At 69.5% G+C, this 14,368-nt stretch carries 16 protein-coding genes; 4 read left to right on the forward strand and 12 right to left on the reverse strand.

The genetic code is table 11. The features are described from left to right. Positions 1–292: 292 nt before the first annotated feature. Positions 293–1,534 carry an MFS transporter gene (locus BM417_RS10170; protein ID WP_093590447.1) on the reverse strand — a complete coding sequence of 414 codons (1,242 nt, stop codon included), beginning with the start codon at positions 1,532–1,534 and terminating at the stop codon, positions 293–295. 62 nt (positions 1,535–1,596) lie between these two features. Here BM417_RS10170 and BM417_RS10175 point away from each other — a divergent pair, with 62 nt between their 5' ends. Continuing rightward, the gene (locus BM417_RS10175; protein WP_093590450.1) at positions 1,597–2,856 is read left to right on the forward strand and encodes a molybdopterin molybdotransferase MoeA; all 1,260 of its coding nucleotides are present in this window, start codon (positions 1,597–1,599) and stop codon (positions 2,854–2,856) included. Position 2,857: 1 nt separating this feature from the next. Here BM417_RS10175 and BM417_RS10180 read toward each other — a convergent pair whose 3' ends face one another. Genes BM417_RS10180 through pcaH form a run of 9 tightly spaced genes read right to left on the reverse strand, consistent with a single transcriptional unit; the run spans position 2,858 to position 10,171 of the window. Continuing rightward, entirely contained in the window at positions 2,858–4,054 is a 1,197-nt protein-coding gene (locus tag BM417_RS10180) for a hypothetical protein (RefSeq protein ID WP_143138582.1), read from the reverse strand. A gap of 45 nt (positions 4,055–4,099) precedes the next feature. Further along, positions 4,100–5,188, reverse strand: a complete 1,089-nt coding sequence (locus BM417_RS10185; RefSeq protein ID WP_093590455.1) for a winged helix DNA-binding domain-containing protein — start codon at positions 5,186–5,188, stop codon at positions 4,100–4,102. Between the two features lie 34 nt (positions 5,189–5,222). Continuing rightward, positions 5,223–6,392, reverse strand: coding sequence for a 4-hydroxybenzoate 3-monooxygenase (locus BM417_RS10190; protein ID WP_093590458.1), 1,170 nt, complete (start codon positions 6,390–6,392; stop codon positions 5,223–5,225). Next, a complete protein-coding gene (locus BM417_RS10195) occupies positions 6,389–6,751 on the reverse strand; it encodes a CoA-transferase (protein ID WP_093590461.1) in 363 nt (120 codons plus the stop codon). The genes BM417_RS10190 and BM417_RS10195 overlap by 4 nt, the downstream gene beginning before the upstream one ends. Further along, complete coding sequence (locus BM417_RS10200) at positions 6,748–7,089, reverse strand: carboxymuconolactone decarboxylase family protein (protein WP_093591104.1); 342 nt, start codon at positions 7,087–7,089, stop codon at positions 6,748–6,750. Before BM417_RS10200 ends, BM417_RS10195 begins: the two co-directional genes overlap by 4 nt. Continuing rightward, entirely contained in the window at positions 7,086–7,841 is a 756-nt protein-coding gene (locus BM417_RS10205) for an alpha/beta fold hydrolase (protein WP_177320359.1), read from the reverse strand. The genes BM417_RS10200 and BM417_RS10205 overlap by 4 nt, the downstream gene beginning before the upstream one ends. After that, a complete protein-coding gene (locus BM417_RS10210; protein WP_245821816.1) occupies positions 7,838–8,944 on the reverse strand; it encodes a lyase family protein in 1,107 nt (368 codons plus the stop codon). Before BM417_RS10210 ends, BM417_RS10205 begins: the two co-directional genes overlap by 4 nt. Before the next feature lie 2 nt (positions 8,945–8,946). After that, positions 8,947–9,441, reverse strand: coding sequence for a dioxygenase family protein (locus BM417_RS10215; protein ID WP_093590467.1), 495 nt, complete (start codon positions 9,439–9,441; stop codon positions 8,947–8,949). Then, positions 9,434–10,171, reverse strand: coding sequence for a protocatechuate 3,4-dioxygenase subunit beta (gene pcaH, locus BM417_RS10220; RefSeq protein WP_218164417.1), 738 nt, complete (start codon positions 10,169–10,171; stop codon positions 9,434–9,436). Before pcaH ends, BM417_RS10215 begins: the two co-directional genes overlap by 8 nt. A 107-nt stretch (positions 10,172–10,278) precedes the next feature. Here pcaH and BM417_RS10225 point away from each other — a divergent pair, with 107 nt between their 5' ends. Beyond that, positions 10,279–10,851 (forward strand): TetR/AcrR family transcriptional regulator, encoded by a 573-nt coding sequence (locus tag BM417_RS10225; protein ID WP_093590473.1) that lies wholly within the window; start codon positions 10,279–10,281, stop codon positions 10,849–10,851. Between the two features lie 69 nt (positions 10,852–10,920). Further along, on the forward strand, positions 10,921–11,733 hold the full coding sequence (locus BM417_RS10230) for an alpha/beta fold hydrolase (RefSeq protein WP_093590476.1): 813 nt from the start codon (positions 10,921–10,923) through the stop codon (positions 11,731–11,733). Here BM417_RS10230 and BM417_RS10235 read toward each other — a convergent pair. Further along, on the reverse strand, positions 11,730–12,554 hold the full coding sequence (locus BM417_RS10235) for a cellulose binding domain-containing protein (protein WP_093590479.1): 825 nt from the start codon (positions 12,552–12,554) through the stop codon (positions 11,730–11,732). The genes BM417_RS10230 and BM417_RS10235 overlap by 4 nt on opposite strands. 222 nt (positions 12,555–12,776) lie before the next feature. On the opposite strand from BM417_RS10235, the gene BM417_RS10240 reads away from it, so the two are divergent. Then, positions 12,777–13,190: a ribonuclease domain-containing protein gene (locus tag BM417_RS10240; RefSeq protein ID WP_245821817.1), complete on the forward strand. Its 414-nt coding sequence runs from the start codon at positions 12,777–12,779 to the stop codon at positions 13,188–13,190. Positions 13,191–13,194: 4 nt separating this feature from the next. On the opposite strand, the gene BM417_RS10245 is transcribed toward BM417_RS10240, so the two are convergent. Then, positions 13,195–14,325 carry a helix-turn-helix domain-containing protein gene (locus BM417_RS10245; RefSeq protein ID WP_093590486.1) on the reverse strand — a complete coding sequence of 377 codons (1,131 nt, stop codon included), beginning with the start codon at positions 14,323–14,325 and terminating at the stop codon, positions 13,195–13,197. Positions 14,326–14,368 lie beyond the last annotated feature (43 nt).

Here is a 14,368-nt window from a genome sequence, read left to right on the forward strand (position 1 = left end):
CGCGGCCACCACTTCGGCGCGACGATCCCGGCCCTGCGCGTGCAGTGCGCGATCAACCGTTCGGCGGGCGCCTTCCGCGTCCCGATCACCTTGGTGGCGAACGGAAGGAGTCTCCGCCGTCCGTCTTCTGTGGACTGGTCGTTGACGCATCGCGCCACGCACGCCAGCACCGGGTGCACGCAGGCGGGCCGGTCCGACCACACCTCGCCCGCGAGCACCGACGTCAGTTCCATCAGGCAACAGCCGTCCGCGGGCGTCTGGTGCCAGCCTTTCGAGAGCCGCGGCACGCGGCTCACAGGCGCGGCCTTCCCGGTTGCGACAGGTGCCCGGTGAGCACCGCGCCCGCCAGCCCGAGCACGCCCGCCGCGATGAACGCGAAGGTGGGTCCTTGTGAGGCAAGCACAATCGCGGCGATCAGCGCCCCCGCCGCCTTGGCGGTGTAGAGGACGCCGAAGTTCTGCGCGCCGTTCGTCTCGCCGAAGTACTCCCTCGTGACGCCGACCAGCAACGAGTAGCAGCACCCGGTGCCAAGGCCCGCGAGCGTGGCGCCGATGAGCAGCCCCGTGACGTTCTGGGAGTACAGCAACACGAACTGCGCCAGCCCGCCCGTGGCCAGCGTCCAGACCAGCGCCTTCCGCCGCCCGACCCGGTCCGAGATCCACCCGACCAGCACGCGCCCGGTGCCCGTCGCCGCGGCCAGCGTCGCCAGCGCGACGGCCCCGAGCACCTCGTCGCCGACGAACAGCGGCAGGTACGCCAGGTCGTAAAGGGAAACGGCCGCCGCGAACGCCACACCGCCGTACAGCCACCAGAAAGTGCCGCACCGCATGGCCTCGTGCGTCCGGAACTCCTTGAGAGCAGACCGGTTCGGCACGCGCGCCCGGTCGAGTGCCCACTCGCGCGGCGGGATGTGCGGCGGCCACCAGTGCTCGGGCGGGTCCTTCATCACCGCGCCCGCCACCGCCACGACCACGGCGATCGCGATCCCGGCCTGCATCAGGAACCCGCCGCCGAAGAAGACCCCCGCGGCCAGCACGAACGGCACCGACCCGTACGCGAACGCCCCGCTGACGAACGCGACCTTCCTGGTCACACGCTCTGGATACCAGCGCACGACAGTGCCGAGACAAGTCGCGTAGACCAGCCCCGCGCCGACACCGCCGAGCACGGCGTACCCGACCAGTTGACCCTGCCCGAGCGTCAGAAGCCCGGCGCCGCAGAGGATCGCGCCGATCCACATCGCGCCGGTGGACGTCAGCCTCTTCTGTTCTCTGAGCCAGGCCACCGGAAACGCCGTGCCCGCCTGACAGACGGTCCACAACGCCAGTGCCCAGAACAACTCCGGCACACTCCACCGGTCCTGCAACTGAGGGATCAGCGCCCCGAACCCGTACTGCCCGATGCCGGCCGCGAGCATCGCCGCCCAAGCGGCCCACAGCACCGTGCGGCGCGAGCGCCCCGACGCTTCGACGTCGGTCTCCCCCACCCGGTAGAGCCTGCCGACGTGATCACGGACGTAAGTCGCGACCGACATGCCCTTCACCCCGTCCCGAGGATTGCATACAGTATTCGGTAGGCTATACCACGGGAGCCCTGATGAACATGCCCTGGACGCTCGCCCGCCAGACAGCACGCGAAGCCGCGAAGCCACTGGACCCGGCCGAGCTCGCCCTGCCCGACGCCCTGGGCCTCGCACTCGCCTCGGCCGTGCGTGCCCTCACCAGCCAGCCGACCTGCGACACGTCGGCGATGGACGGCTACGCGGTGGCCGGCCCCGGCCCGTGGACCGTCGTGGGACGCGTGGCCGCCGGAGACCCGGTGCCTCCGGTGTTGCTGCGGCGAGGTGAGGCGTTCGGCGTGGCCACGGGGGCTCCGGTGCCGGACGGCTCCGGATCGGTGCTGCCGGTGGAGCTCTGCTCCATCGACGGCGCACAACTCAGGGAGACCCAGAACGCCCTCGCCCCTGACGACCGCCGGACCGCCCCCACACCTCACAACCACCAGCAGCCCGCCCACCCGCACGACGGCCCACCCCCGGCCAACCGACACGACCACCCCGCGCGAGCCACCTCCAAGACGCCGCTGGGCAGACACATCCGCCGCCAAGGCGAGGACTGGTCGGCCGGCGACGAGCTGATCCCCGCCGGCGCCCTCATCTCCCCCGCCGTCCTGGGCCTCGCCGCCGCGGTGGGCCACGACACCCTCCTGGCCCACCGCCGCCCGCAAGTCGCCGTGATCGTCACCGGCGACGAACTCCTCCACACCGGACCTCCTCGCCCAGGCCGGGTCCGCGACGCCATCGGCCCGATGCTCCCCGGCCTGCTCACCAGAGCGGACCTGATCGGCACCACCCACCTGCGCGACGACCCGTCTGCTCTGGCCGACGCCCTGAGGTTCGACCAGGCCGACGTGCTGGTCACCTGCGGCGCCACCTCGGTAGGCCCGGCCGACCACCTGCGCCGGGTGCTGACCGGCCTCGACGCCGAGATCCTGGTCAGCGGCGTCGCCTGCCGGCCCGGCCACCCGATGCTGCTCGCCGTCCTGCCCGACGGCCGCTGCGTCGTCGGCCTGCCCGGCAACCCGTTCGCCGCCCTGGCCGCGGTCCTGACCCTGCTGCACCCGTTGCTCGACACCCTCGGCGGCCACACCGCCCGCCCGCCGATCACGGCCCGGCTGAGCGATGTGAGCGCTCACCCTCGCGACACCCGGCTGATTCCGGTCACCAGAACCGGCGGCGAGGCCGTCGCCGTGGGCCACGACCGGCCCGGTTCGCTCTGGGGCGCGGCACTGGCGGACGCTCTCGCGGTCGTCCCGCCCGGTCACCGGGGCGGCGAGGTGGAGCTGCTGCCGTTCTGACTCAGCCGAGCCCGAGCGCAGTTCGGTGCTGCCAGGCCAGTCGCAGACACGCCTCCGTGTTCGGAGAGACGTTGTACGCACGGCAGTAGCGCTCGACAGTGGCCTCATCAAACGGGAGGCCAGTCTTGCGATCACCGGCGATGATGGTGCCTTCCTCGTTGCGCGCCGGGACGGGCGCGAACACCCGGTCGAACACTTCTGCGTCGATCACGCAGACGGTGAGAAGCTCAGTCTTCCACGGGAGTGGATCTACGCCCAGCCCAAGAACCTTGACCTGCAGATGCCCTGTCGCCCGGGCCATCTCCAGTTCCCAGTACGGCGACTCCGAGGCGTAGTCGATCCACCTGCCGCCCTGCCCTTGTGCGTCCGGCACACCAAGCATCTCTTCGGCGTACTCGCGCATGATGTTCCGCCACAGGTCAAGGTCACGGGACACCGCTTCGTTCGACACGTCAGATGGCGTGAACTCACCCGCCGGTATCAACCCGATCATGGAGGCGTTGTTGACGACGTTCTTCGGATCTCGTTGGTGAAGAAAGAAGCCCGCTCGCTCGCCATCACGCCGAATGGTGAGCGTGTCGATGCCGAGGCCCGCCACCCGCTTGCGGAAGTCAAACGGATCCCGCAGCCGACGTCGATACGACCGTCGGCGGGAGGTCTGAGCTTCGAACGCCAGCACCTCACTGGTGTCGAGGTCGGCGAAATAGGTCGCCCTGGCAAAGACCATGCGCTTCGTCTCCCCGGTGAACTCCACCTCGACGAGCCGATAGATCACACCGTCGAAGAGCCTGGTAAGCCCCGCGATCTCGATCAGCGCGGAGCTGTACCGGGTGATGGGTGCGATCTGCACCTTGGCCAGCACCTTCGACGACGCGCGACGGAACTTCGCGATGTCGTCGAGCTGTTCGTCCAGCCATTCGACTTGGACATCGGCGAGGTCGAACGGAAAGAGCCGAGCCCACTCCGGCTTGGTCAGCACGGGCAGGTCAGTCTGCCTCAGGTGTTCGGGACTCGCGGCCAGCATTCGGCGCGTCAAGGCTTTCTGGTTGTCGCGCAACGACTGCAGTTGGTCACGAAACCGGTCCTTCCCACCGGCACGCCTGGCAGTCCGCCAACTCGACCAAGCCGCCCACGCCGCCGGCAGGGCCAGTACGCCCGCGGCGAATGCCCCCGCCGCGAGGTAGTCCTGCAGTGTCATGGCGCCTCCCGCTCGACCGCTTGTCGTCGAAGGCAGGCGTTCCTGTTACTTGCGTGAACGCCAGCTGACCTTCGACGAACCGGCCTCCGGCGCGTCCTTCACCACGGTCCGCACCGGCAGACCGAGGAAATCGCCGAACCGCGCGGTGTGCTCGGCGAGCCGATCGACGTCGAAACCCGGCAGCGGCCGCAGTTCCACGTCCACCGACGTCTTCTTCATGACCCGCCGCCACAGCCCCGCGATCTGGCCGTCCTCGATGATCGTCGCGTAGAACATGCCGTTGTACGTGGAGATCGGGATCTCGTCGTACCGGGTGAAGAACGCGCTCCGGTCCTTGTACCCGATCACCAGCTCGTCGTACGCGGGCAGCACGAACGCGCCCGAGCCCGGCGTGAGGTCCGGCGGCAGCCAGTACTCCTTGCCGTCGAACGTCTCGCACACCAGCTCGTGCTTCACCGCCTCGAGCCCGCGGGAGGCCTCGCGCACGCCGATGCCGCACCAGTTCGCGAAGTCCGCGAGTGTCGCGGGACCGTGGCTGCCGAAGAACCGCGACGCCAGCACGGCCATCGCCTCGTCGCCCTCCAGGGAACGCTGCCGCGGCGCCCATTCGTCCAGCAGCACGAAGGTCTGTTCCTTGCCGCGCGGCGGTCCCGGCACCACCAGGCCCTCCTGGGCGAGGTGGATGAACGTGAAGTAGCTCTGCTGCCGGTCGTCCGGGATGCCGACGCCCGCCATCAGGTCGATCATCTCGCGCCGGGTGAGGCAGCCGCCGCCGGTGAGTGCCTCCACGAACGTCTTGCGCGCCAACGACATCAGCTCGGGCGTCATGTGGTGGTACTGCCACGCCTTGGGCGTCAGCCTGGCGAGGTCACGGGCGCCGAACAGGCCAAGCATCCACCGCACGTCCTCGGCCAGGACGTAGTGGATCGTGCCGCGCATCAGCCACGTGCGGACGACGCGTCCGGCCTGCAGCGCTTCCTCGACGTCGGCGATGCGTCCATCGGCCGTGCGCAGGCCGATCGCCCACAGCGACTGGCCGTAGTCCTGGCCCTGCATCGCTCCGAGGGAGCGCACGACGTCCTCCGCCGACTGGAGCCGCCCGATGTTGCCGAGGCGCAGCGCCGCGATGTCCATCAGGACAGTCTCGCGGACCGCGCTCCAGTCTCGCTCAAGCGGGCCAGCAGCCGGTGTACCCCTCGGCCAGGAACCTCGATCCCGCCTCCGACCCGACCACCGAACGCAGCTCGCCGAGCTGCCTGCGCACGTCGAAGTCCGTCGCGCCGGGCAGGGAGTGCAGCATCGTGGTCATCCAGTAGGAGAAGTGCTGCGCCTTCCACACCCTGTCCAGCGCACGCGGACCGTACTCGTCCAGCGCGTCTTCGTCGTTCTTGAGCAGCGCGCGTTCGATCACCTCGGCGAGCACCCGGACGTCCTGCAACGCCAGGTTCAGGCCCTTCGCGCCGGTCGGCGGCACGGTGTGGGCGGCGTCGCCGGCGAGCAGAAGCTTGCCGTGGCGCATGGGTTCCGCGACGAACGAACGGAAGCGCAGCACGGTCTTCTCGGTGATCGGCCCTTCCTTGAGCGTGAACCCGTCCGGGCCGGCGACCCGCGCCTGCAGCTCCTCCCAGATCTGATCGGCGGACCACCCCGCGGGATCGGTCTCCGGATCGCACTGGAAGTACATGCGCTGGTGCGTCTCGGTGCGCTGGCTGATCAACGCGAACCCGCGCGGCGAGTGCGCGTAGATCAGCTCGGGGGCGCTGCGCGGCGCCTCGGTGATGATGCCGAACCAGGCGAACGGGTACTCGCGGAAGCTGTGCGTGCGCAGGGCTTCCGGCACCTGGGCACGGCAGATCGAACGGGAGCCGTCCGCACCGACGAGCAGGTCGCAGCGCACCTCCTGCCGCACACCGTCGCTGTCGACGAACCGGATCGCGGGCTCGGTGATGTCGACCGACGTGTCGCTGACGCCGAACCGCACGTCGCCGCCGTCGCGTTCGCGAGCGTTCGCCAGGTCCACGAACACGTCGGTCTGCGGGTAGAGCCAGACCGATTCGCCGACCAGCGCGCGGAAGTCGACGCGGTGGCTCTCGCCGCCGAACCGCAGGTCGATGCCCTCGTGCGGATGCCCGTCGCGCAGCACCCGGTCCGACACCCCGGTGTCGGCCAGCAGCCGCGCGCTGTCGGCTTCCAGAATGCCGGCGCGGACCGTGTTCTCGATCTCCAGCCGTGTCCTGTTGTCGATAACAACGCTATCGATCCCGTTGAGGGACAACAGATGCGAGAGCATCAGCCCGGCAGGTCCCGCACCGACGATGCCAACCTGGGTGCGCGTCATGACAGCTCCTTCAACGGGACGTCGAGCAGTGCCTGGAGATCGGTGAACGAGATGCCGTGCAGATCGCGCACGACCACACCGTCGCCGGTGATGAGGAACGTCGCGAGGTCGGTGTGGACGCGGCTCACGCACCGCGGTCCGGTCAGCGGATACGTGCAATCGTTGAGCAGCTTCGGTTTCCCGTCGCGCGTCAGCAGGTTCATCATCACGAACACCTGCTTCGCACCCGCGGCGAGGTCCATCGCGCCGCTCTCGAGCAACGCCGCGGGCTCCCCCGCCCGCCCGAACCCACCGATCAGCACGGTCGCCCCGTCCGGCGTGTCCGCGACGGCCTCCAGCGGGGTGCTGAGCACGTTCACACGCCCTCCCTCAGCACCGACCGCGCCACCGCGAACGCGTGGTTGGCCGCGGGAACCCCGCAGTAGATCGCACTCTGCAGGATCACCTCGCCGATCTCGTCCTCGCTCAGCCCGTTGCGCACCGCCGCCGCGACGTGCAGCTTCAGCTCGTCCCAATGCCCCTGCGCGATCAACGCCGTGAGCGTGATCGCGCTGCGCATCCGCCGGTCGAGCCCGGGCCGCGTCCAGATCTCACCCCACGCGTACTTGGTGATGAACTCCTGGAAGTCACGCGTGAACTCGTCCGGCGTCGCCCTGTCGACGTGCGCGTCCCCGAGCACCTCGCGCCGAACCTTCATGCCGTCGTCGTAGGACACCGCATCTCCTCAAGCACCTCGACCAACGTCCGCGCCACCGCGGCCGGCTCCTCAGCGGGAGGCAGGTGCCCACACCCCGCCAGCACCACGTCGGCGCCCTCCGGCGAGACCACGACGTCGTGCTCGCCCACCAACGCCCGCAGAGGCCGGGCAGCCGCACCGGCCTCGAACACAGCCAACGCCTCACACGCCAACGCGTACGACTCCTTGTCGACCTCCGTCAACGCCCGCAGCAGCGCACCGGCGACCCTCGGCGCCCGCGCGATGAAGCCCGGCGCGAACCACCGCTGCGCCGACCCGTCCACCATCACCGGCGTCCCGGCCCGCCGAACGAGCGCGGCCCGCTCGCGCCACATCTCCGGCACCCCGATCCGCGGCGCCGCCCCGATGCACACCACAGCCTCGAACGGCCCGTCGCTCCGGGACGCCAGCTCGAACCCGACGGCGCCGCCGAACGACACCCCGGCGTACGCACAAGGTCGCCCACCGACCAACGCACCAGCACGTTCCGTCAGCTCATCCGCGATGTCCTGCACGGAGAACGCCCCGGTAGCCGGAGAACCGCTGCCGTGCCCAGGCAGGTCCCAGCCGATCACCTCGAACTCCGCGCCGAGCACCCTCGCGCAGTCCCGCCACAGCAGCGCCACCGACGTGCCCAGGGAAGGTCCGACCACCAGCAACCGCCCGGAGCGTTCCGGCCCCGCAAGCCGCGTCAGGCTCAGCTCAACGGTCACCGCGCACTCCACCTCTTCAGCGCCTCGTCGACGAACACCTCGGCCGCCCCGAGATAGGCGCCCGGATCAGCTCCGCCACCGCGCTCTGCCAGCAGTTCCGTAGCGGCCTCGGCAGCCCGCCGCGCCATCACGTCGGCGCGCACCTCAAGCCCTTCCAGCAACTCCGCGGCCTGCGAAGCCGCCACCACCGCCAGCTCCAGCAACGCCCGCAAAGCCGGCCACTCCGCGTGCCAGGCCCCGTCCGGCCGCTCGTCCACCGCCCGCGCCGCACACAGGTGCAACCGCGCCCCCAGCCCGGGAGCCTGCAGGGCGGCGCTGTTCACCAGCACCGACAACACCGGGTTCCGCTTGTGCGGCATGGTCGAGGACCCACCCCGCCCGGCCACGAACCCCTCGCGGACCTCGCCGATCTCCGGCCGCCCCAATGTCAGCAGATCCGCCGCCATCACCCCGAGCGCGTCGCAACACCGCACCACCGCATCACCGAGCCGCGTGACCGGCGCACGGTAGGTGTGCCAGGGCATCCCCGGCCACACCAGTCCCAGGTGACCAGCGAAAGCCGCTGCCGACGCGACCGGATCCGCGACACGCGACAACGTCCCCGCCGCACCCCCGCACTGCACCGGCAGGTTCCGCGCCACGACCTCCAGCTCGTCCAGCGCGTCCAGCACCCCGACCAGCCACCGCGCGGCCTTGAGCCCGAACGTGATCGGCACGGCGTACTGCGTCAACGTCCGCCCGGCCATCACGCTGGACCGGTGCTCGTCAGCCAGCCGAGCCAGCGCCAGAGCAACTCGTCCGAGATCCGCCGACACCCGCTCCAAAGCCCCGCGCGCCAGCAACATCAGCGCGGAGTCGAGGACGTCCTGACTGGTCAGTCCAGTGTGGACGGGCGAGGAGACCTTCGCACGCAAAGCGGAGACCAGTGGCAGAACCGGATTCCCGGCAGCCTCGACCTCGACCGGGTCCAGCGACGGAACCCAGTCGCCCAACGAGAGCGAAACCCCGAGCACGCGCGCCCAGGCGACCTCGACCTCCAGCATCGCGCGCACCAGCGCGGCATCGTCGAGGAGGCCGGCGGCGCGATGAGAACCAGGCAGCACGATCAGGTCCGCGGGAACTTGAAGAACACCGTCTCGGACGGCCCCTGAAGATGAAGGTCGAACCGCAACCGCCCGTCCGCCTCCCGCTCCGACACCAGCCCTTCCACGGCATCCGCCGCGCCCGGCAGGTAGATCCGCGTGAACAACCGGTCGAGCAGTCCGCGCGCGAACACCGTCACCGCGAAGAACGGCAGCCCTGGCTCGACCGTGCTGAACCAGTAGTGCCCGGCGCCGTCGGTGCAGGACCGCCCCCAGCCCGTGAACCCGGCCCCGCGCCGCCGCAACGACCCGCCGATCCGCGGCACGACACCGGAGGCGTCGGACTGGCGGATCTCGATCATCGCGTCCGGCACGGGATCGCCCGCGCCGTCGTAGACGTAGCCGTGCAGCACCACGGATCCGGCCGAACCGAACGGCACCAGTTCGGAGTCGCCGGGAAACGCCAGCGCGTGGTGGAAGAACGGGCCTACGGTCTGGCCGGGCGTCGACTCAGTCATCGGACGGCTCCAGGTAGGTCGCGTGGCTGCCGGTCAGGACGATGTCCCAGCGGTAACCCAGTAACCATTCGTGCTCGGACTGCGCGTGGTCGTACGACGCGACGAGCCGGGCGAGGGCGGCGGGATCGGTGATCGACTGGGCGATCGGGTCCAGCGCCAGCAACTGGTCGCCGGGGAAGTACATCTGCGTGATGAGCCGCTGGGTGAAGTCCGTGCCGAACAACGAGAAGTGGATGTGCGCGGGCCGCCAGGCGTTGTGGTGGTTGCGCCACGGGTAGGGGCCCGGCTTGATCGATGTGAACGAATACCAGCCGTCGTCGTCGGTGAGGCAGCGGCCGACACCGGTGAAGTTCGGGTCCAGCGGCGCCGGGTGCTGGTCGCCCTGGTGCGAGTAGCGGCCGGCGGCGTTGGCCTGCCAGACCTCGACGAGCTGCCGGCGCACCGGACGGCCGTCGCCGTCGAGCACACGGCCGTGCACCCGGATGCGTTCGCCGATCGGCTCGCCGCCGCGCTGCAGGGTCAGGTCGGCCTCGACGGCGTCGACGTCCGAGTGCCCGAAGACGGGCGCGAGCAGTTCGGCGCCCTCCGGGTCGACGTGCAGCGGTTCCTTCGTGGGGTGGCGCAACGTCGTGCTGCGGTACGGCGCGAAGTCCAGCAGCGGCGCACCCCCCGGTGAGTCGGCCTGGATCTTCGCGATCTCGTCGCTGATCTCGTGCTGGCTGGTCGTCACGACATCGAACGCTAGGCAAGCACCTCGTCGTAGTCGACCGCGGCTTTCCACTGAACGGAAAGGCAGGCGTACTTGACGTCCCCGAGACGACCGCTCATATTGGTGGGATGCCCAGGGCAAGTGTGCGAGAGCAGATCGTCGACGCCGCGTTCGAACAGTTCCACCGGCACGGCTACAACGCGTGCGGCGTCAAGCTGATCACCGACAGCGCGGGCGTGCCCAAGGGCTCGTTCTACAACCACTTCGAGAGCAAGGAAGCGCTAGCCCTCGTCGTGATGGACCGCTACGGCGAGACGCGGCACTTGGAGAAGCTCCAAACCCCGAAGACCGCACCGCTCACCCGGCTGCGCCACCACTTCGACGCGCTGGCGCAGGACATCGTGGACTTCGGCTACGAACGCGGCTGCGTCTACGGCAACTTCAGCACCGAGGCCGCCGACCACATCCCCGCGATCCGTGAGGGGGTCAAGACCGCCTTCGACCTCTGGGGGAACGCGATCGCCGCCGTGATCCGCGAGGCGCAGGACGCCGGCGACGTGACGAACACCCAGAGCCCCGAGACCCTGGCCAGGTTCCTGCTCAACTCCTGGGAAGGCGCCATCGTCGGCGAGCGAGCAGCCAAGGACGGCTCGTCGTTCGCCGCGTTCTTCACGGTCGCCTTCGAGGTCGTCCTGCACTGAGACCCAGCTCAATATGACCGACCGTCTTATCCCCTTGACGCGCTCAAGACGACCGGTCATATTGAGTTCATGAGCGACATCCACCCGAGGTTCCGCACCATCGACGGCCTGTCCGTCCGCTACGCCGTGAGCGCTAACAGCAAACCGGCCGCGTTGCTGCTCAGCCCGTGGCCCGAGAGCATCTACGCCTACGACCCGACCTGGACGAGACTCTCCGAGCACGCGAGCCTGATCGCGGTCGACCTGCCCGGCTTCGGCCACTCCGACCTGCGCGAGGACCTGCTGTCCCCCAGCAGGATGGGCGAGTTCCTCGTGCGCGTCGCCGACGAGTTCGAGCTCGAGCGGCCGCACGTCGTCGGTCCCGACATCGGCACCAGCGCGGCCCTGTTCGCCGCGGCGAAAGCACCGGAGAGGTTCCGCAGCATCGTGATCGGCAGCGGCGGCGCGGTGTCACCGACGGAGCTGGGCACCCCGTTGCACGAGTGGGTGCACGACGAGGACCTCACGCCGTACCGGGCACTCGGCCCCAAGGACGTCGTGAACGTCGCCATGGACGCCATCGAGGGCTACGAACTGCCGGACGTGGTGCGGCAGGACTACCTCGCCGGATACCAGGGCCAGCGGTTCGTCGAGCAGATGGCGTACGTGCGCGCGTACCCGGCGGAGCTTCAGGAGCTGAGCAAGCTCCTGCCGAGCATCACCACGCCCGTCCAGCTGATCAACGGCAAGCACGACACCGTGGTGCCGGTCTCCAACGCGGAGTACCTGCACGAGCGGTTGCCGAACAGCAGGCTGGACGTCGTGGACGCCGGGCACTTCGTGTGGGAGGAGAACGCGGACGAGTACGCCCGAATCGTCACGACCTGGTGGCAGAAGAACTAACCGGTCGTGCAGGCCGCGCCGTTCAGGCTGAACGAGCTCGGCGGCGAACTGGGACCGGTGACGGAGCCGTTGAAACCGAAGGACACCGAGCCGTCCGTGACGATCAGCGCGTTGTAGTCGGCGTTGGTCACGCTCACATCCGCGCCGGACTGGGAGACCGTGCCGTTCCACAGCTGCGTCACGGTCTCCCCGCCGGCGAACCGCCAGCGCACCGTCCAGCCCTGGACCAACGCCCTGCTGACGTTGCGAACGGTCACCTCGCCCTGGAACGCGCCGGCCCACTGGCTGGTGATCCGGTAGACCACGACGCAGGGCGACGCGGGCGGAGGCGTGACCGCGGTGGACGAGGGCGGCGGAGCGGTCGACGAGGGACAGTCCTGCGCCCACAGGCCGAGTTTCGCCTTCGACGCCTTGGTTTCCGCCTCGATCAGCGGACCGCCGTCCACGCCCGCGGTGCGCAGGATGCCGTACTGCACGGCCAGCAACGCGTAGTCGGCGCCGTCCGGCAACGCCAGCGAGACCTCGCCGGGAGTGATGCTGCTCACCCGGACTTCCTTGTCCAGCAACGTCTTCGTGGCGAAGTCGAGGGCAGCCGCGGCGGCACACGACGGAGGTTCGGCCAGGCGCGCGATACGGGCGTGCGTGCCGTCGGCCAACTCGACGGTGCGGCCGTCCACAACGGCACGCACCTTTGTGGACGGCTCTTTCTCCACAGCGGAGGAAGACGCGCGTGGTGCGGGGAAAGGTCTGCCGTCCTGCGGGGCCGTGCACCCGGCCACGAGCAAGGTCAACAGCACCAACATGTGCTTCCGTGCTGCCATTGGACAAACTTATCGCCGGAGGCAGCGATGGCAATCGACTGTTCGGAGTTGATCAACTCCGGCGTTCAGAGTCGTGGACGGTCAAGCCTCGCGCGACGCCACCGAGTGTGCGAGCGTGAAGAGGCCACAGTTGCGCGGATGGTTCCCTGCCGTTCATCGGCTCGTGGTGATCAACAGCCAGGATCAAGACGTTCCCTCGTTCCCTGCCGATGGAGGCCTGAAGTGCAAACCCTGCAACAGCACTGGACACGTCGCACCCTCGCCGCCCTTGCCATCGTCGCGTCCGTCCTCGGCGTGACCACGGCCGTCGCACCTGCCGCCGACGCCGCCGTCTACAGCTCCTGCACGCAGTCGCGCTGTTCCGCGGCCCGCTCCGCCAACACGACGTGGAAGGCGAAGGGCTACCCGAGCACGCGCGGCTGGGTCAGCAACTGGTCGGGCAGCCAGTGCAACTACGCCGGTGGCGTCCACCAGAACCGCGAGGGCCAGCTGCCCGCGGGCCACTACTACCTGGAGTTCGACGTCTACCCGCGTGCCTGTGGCGCGTCCCGGGACGCGTACCGGATCATCGTCGACCGCACCGCCGGCACGGTCTACTTCTCCCCGGACCACTACGCGAACTTCTACCGTCTCTGAAGCCTCACCGGGCGCTGCGGTCGATCCACGACCGCAGCGCCCACCAGGTGTGCAGCGTCGTCAGCACGTGTGAACGTCCCGCATCCGGGTTCTCGCCGAGATCGGCACCAGTCAGTTCCACCAGCCGGTCGAGCCGGTACCGCACGGTGTTCGCGTGGATGTGCAACGCCGAGGCCGTCGCGCTGAGCCGGCCGCCGTTGTCCAGGTAGCACAACGCCGTCACCACCATCTCGTGGTGGAACGTGCTCTTCGGATCCAGCTGGCCGAGCAGCGAGTCGGCGAGCGTGTCCGCCAGCGCCGGGACCGCCGCGAGAGCGGTCTCACCAGCGAGATCGGTCAGCAGCCGCACTCCCAGAGCGGCTCCGGCTGCGGCCAGCGCCCGCGTGCACAGGGAGTACGTGCCCCGCAACGACTTCAGCGCGGTCGCCGGTGACACCACGAGCAGGTCGTCCGACCACGACGGCGGCACGTGCGTGAGTCCCGCGAGCCGCCCCTCGACCAGCCCGTACACGCCTCCGAAGGTGTGCAGCCGTTGTTCCAACGTGCGCGCGTGACTCGGGTCGGTCACCCCGGACACCACGCAGTGATAGCGACCATCGGGACGCAGGCCGGTGCGAGCGAGTTCGGAGGCGTCCGGGAACTCACCGGACACCAGCAACCGTCGCAGCACTTGGGCATTCAGATCCCGGGCCGTGCGGGACAGTTGAAGCTCGGCGGTGTGATAGCCGCTGATGATGTGCCGCTCGACCGCGCCGACGTAGTGGTCGAGGTCGATCATGAAGTCCAGGATCGTGCCGTCCGCGACCCCCAGCGACCGCGCGAGCTCGACGCTCGCCCTGATCAACTCGGTGCGCCCGGCGTGCACCCCGCGCAGCAGCCCCGCCATCGACACGCCCTGAGCGGCGCGATCAGCGCCCAGCGACAACGCGGCGGAGAAGTCGCCGTCGTCGGCCGAACCGCCGCGTTCGAGGTGCGAGATCCCTTCGGCCAGCAGGAAAGCGATGTGCCTGCGGTTCTCCTCCGCGGGCAGCCTGGCTACCTCCGGTGAGTTGCCACGGGCGGCGTCGACGACCCGTTCGACCACCTTCTCGTCGGCGGCGACGGCTTCGAGCACCCGGCGGACCATCGCGGACATACCCGGCACATCGGCTCCCAAACACCACGTTGTGTGACGGCCA

The organism is Lentzea waywayandensis, assembly GCF_900115955.1.
Lineage (GTDB): Bacteria > Actinomycetota > Actinomycetes > Mycobacteriales > Pseudonocardiaceae > Lentzea > Lentzea waywayandensis.

Coding starts and splice junctions, on each gene's coding strand:
- BM417_RS10215 (WP_093590467.1), bottom strand. CDS start 9,441: ATGACTGAGTCGACGCCCGGCCAGACCGTAGGCCCGTTCTTCCACCAC.
- BM417_RS10230 (WP_093590476.1), top strand. CDS start 10,921: ATGAGCGACATCCACCCGAGGTTCCGCACCATCGACGGCCTGTCCGTC.
- BM417_RS10185 (WP_093590455.1), bottom strand. CDS start 5,188: ATGGACATCGCGGCGCTGCGCCTCGGCAACATCGGGCGGCTCCAGTCG.
- BM417_RS10175 (WP_093590450.1), top strand. CDS start 1,597: ATGAACATGCCCTGGACGCTCGCCCGCCAGACAGCACGCGAAGCCGCG.
- BM417_RS10245 (WP_093590486.1), bottom strand. CDS start 14,325: ATGTCCGCGATGGTCCGCCGGGTGCTCGAAGCCGTCGCCGCCGACGAG.
- BM417_RS10170 (WP_093590447.1), bottom strand. CDS start 1,534: ATGTCGGTCGCGACTTACGTCCGTGATCACGTCGGCAGGCTCTACCGG.
- BM417_RS10190 (WP_093590458.1), bottom strand. CDS start 6,392: ATGACGCGCACCCAGGTTGGCATCGTCGGTGCGGGACCTGCCGGGCTG.
- BM417_RS10235 (WP_093590479.1), bottom strand. CDS start 12,554: ATGGCAGCACGGAAGCACATGTTGGTGCTGTTGACCTTGCTCGTGGCC.
- BM417_RS10225 (WP_093590473.1), top strand. CDS start 10,279: ATGCCCAGGGCAAGTGTGCGAGAGCAGATCGTCGACGCCGCGTTCGAA.
- BM417_RS10180 (WP_143138582.1), bottom strand. CDS start 4,054: ATGACACTGCAGGACTACCTCGCGGCGGGGGCATTCGCCGCGGGCGTA.
- BM417_RS10200 (WP_093591104.1), bottom strand. CDS start 7,089: ATGAAGGTTCGGCGCGAGGTGCTCGGGGACGCGCACGTCGACAGGGCG.